2 rRNA genes are annotated in these 2,865 nt (G+C 56.3%); both read right to left on the bottom strand.

The features are described from left to right. Window positions 1–7: 7 nt before the first annotated feature. Window positions 8–124: ribosomal RNA gene (gene rrf, locus OO71_RS45745) — 5S ribosomal RNA — on the bottom strand. Between the two features lie 56 nt (window positions 125–180). Continuing rightward, a 23S ribosomal RNA gene (locus OO71_RS45740) occupies window positions 181–2,865 on the bottom strand; the annotation flags it as partial.

The following is a 2,865-nucleotide window of genomic DNA, read 5'->3' as shown; positions in this document are numbered from 1 at the left end:
ATGTTGAGTTCGGCGGTGTCCTACTCTCCCACAACCCTTCGGTTGCAGTACCATCGGCGCAATCAGGCTTAGCTTCCGGGTTCGGAATGGGACCGGGCGTTTCCCTGACGCTAAAACCACCGAAACACTACGAAACACGCGTGGTGTTTCAGAACCGTAGAGTGGATGCGTAACATCTTCGTAGGCAAGTCCTCGGCCTATTAGTACCAGTCAACTCGACAACACATTACTGTGCTTCCATTTCTGGCCTATCAACCCAATCGTCTCTTGGGGGCCTTAACCCACAAAGGGGTGGGATACCTCATCTTGGAACAGGCTTCCCGCTTAGATGCCTTCAGCGGTTATCCCTTCCGAACATAGCCAACCAGCCATGCCACTGGCGTGACAACTGGCACACCAGAGGTCCGTCCGTCCCGGTCCTCTCGTACTAGGGACAGCCTTCCTCAAGTATCCTACGCGCGCGGCGGATAGGGACCGAACTGTCTCACGACGTTCTAAACCCAGCTCGCGTGCCGCTTTAATGGGCGAACAGCCCAACCCTTGGGACCTACTCCGGCCCCAGGATGCGACGAGCCGACATCGAGGTGCCAAACCATGCCGTCGATATGGACTCTTGGGCAAGATCAGCCTGTTATCCCCGGGGTACCTTTTATCCGTTGAGCGACACCCCTTCCACCAGGAGGTGCCGGATCACTAGTCCCGACTTTCGTCCCTGCTCGACATGTCTGTCTCACAGTCAAGCTCCCTTGTGCACTTGCACTCAACACCTGATTGCCAACCAGGCTGAGGGAACCTTTGGGCGCCTCCGTTACCCTTTAGGAGGCAACCGCCCCAGTTAAACTACCCATCAGGCACTGTCCCTCACCCAGATCATGGGCGTAGGTTCAGATTCCCAATCCGACCAGAGTGGTATTTCAACAACGACTCCACCACCACTAGCGTGATGACTTCACAGTCTCCCACCTATCCTACACAAGCCGAACCGAAAACCAATACCAAACTATAGTAAAGGTCCCGGGGTCTTTCCGTCCTGCCGCGCGTAACGAGCATCTTTACTCGTAATGCAATTTCGCCGGGCCTGTGGTCGAGACAGCCGGAAAGTCGTTACGCCATTCGTGCAGGTCGGAACTTACCCGACAAGGAATTTCGCTACCTTAGGATGGTTATAGTTACCACCGCCGTTTACTGGCGCTTAAATTCTCAGCTTCACCCCCCGAAGGGAGTTAACCGGTCCTCTTAACGTTCCAGCACCGGGCAGGCGTCAGTCCATATACCTCGTCTTGCGACTTCGCATGGACCTGTGTTTTTAGTAAACAGTCGCTTTCCGCTGGTCTCTGCGGCCAACCACCACTCCACTTGCTAGAAGCTTCACAGTGACTGGCCCCCCTTCTCCCGAAGTTACGGGGGCATTTTGCCGAGTTCCTTAACCACAGTTCACCCGATCGCCTCAGTATTCTCTACCTGACCACCTGTGTTGGTTTGGGGTACGGGCCGTGCATGCACTCACTAGAGGCTTTTCTCGACAGCATAGGATCACCCACTTCACCTCAAACGGCTACGCATCACGTCTCAGGATATATAGCTGGCGGATTTGCCTACCAACTTCCCTACACGCTTACACCAGGACAACCATCGCCTGGCAGAGCTACCTTCCTGCGTCACCCCATCGCTTGACTACTACACACTCAGATCCCACGCTCCACCAGCCCGATCCACCCGAAGGCTTCACGAACGGCTTTGGGTGGTTAGTATCATGTGCCTCGCCATGGGCGCACATGCTCGGGTACGGGAATATCAACCCGTTGTCCATCGACTACGCCTGTCGGCCTCGCCTTAGGTCCCGACTTACCCTGGGCGGATTAGCCTGGCCCAGGAACCCTTGGTCATCCGGCGGCAGAGTTTCTCACTCTGCATTCGCTACTCATGCCTGCATTCTCACTCCTGCACCCTCCACCACTGGCTTCCGCCGCGGCTTCCCCGGATGCAGGACGCTCCCCTACCCATCCACACCACTGCACGCAAACCTCAAGGGTCCACGCGGATGTATTGTGTGAATGACACGGCTTCGGCGGTGTGCTTAAGCCCCGCTACATTGTCGGCGCAGGACCACTTGACCAGTGAGCTATTACGCACTCTTTCAAGGGTGGCTGCTTCTAAGCCAACCTCCTGGTTGTCTGGGCAATCCCACATCCTTTCCCACTGAGCACACACTTCGGGGCCTTAGCCGGTGTTCTGGGCTGTTTCCCTCTCGACGACGAAGCTTATCCCCCGCCGTCTCACTGCCACGCTCTCACTTCCCGGTATTCGGAGTTTGGCTGACTTCGGTAAGCCGGTAAGCCCCCTAGGCCATCCAGTAGCTCTACCCCCGGAAAGAAACACGCGACGCTGCACCTAAATGCATTTCGGGGAGAACCAGCTATCACGGAGTTTGATTGGCCTTTCACCCCTACCCACAGCTCATCCCCCAGGTTTTCAACCCTGGTGGGTTCGGGCCTCCACAACATCTTACTGCTGCTTCACCCTGGCCATGGGTAGATCACTCCGCTTCGGGTCTAGACCACGCGACTATAAAACGCCCTATTCAGACTCGCTTTCGCTACGGCTACCCCACCCGGGTTAACCTCGCCACGCAGCACTAACTCGCAGGCTCATTCTTCAAAAGGCACGCCATCACCCCGAAAGGCTCTGACGGCTTGTAGGCACACGGTTTCAGGTACTCTTTCACTCCCCTCCCGGGGTACTTTTCATCTTTCCCTCACGGTACTCGTCCGCTATCGGTCTCCAGGAAGTATTTAGGCTTACCGGGTGGTCCCGGCAGATTCACAGCAAATTCCACGAGCTCGCTGCTACTCGGGAACACCACCA

The organism is Amycolatopsis jejuensis (assembly GCF_000717335.1).
Classification (GTDB): Bacteria; Actinomycetota; Actinomycetes; order Mycobacteriales; family Pseudonocardiaceae; genus Amycolatopsis; species Amycolatopsis jejuensis.
The sequence above is the reverse complement of the archived record's forward strand: the minus strand, read 5'-3'. Positions and strand labels throughout refer to the sequence as shown.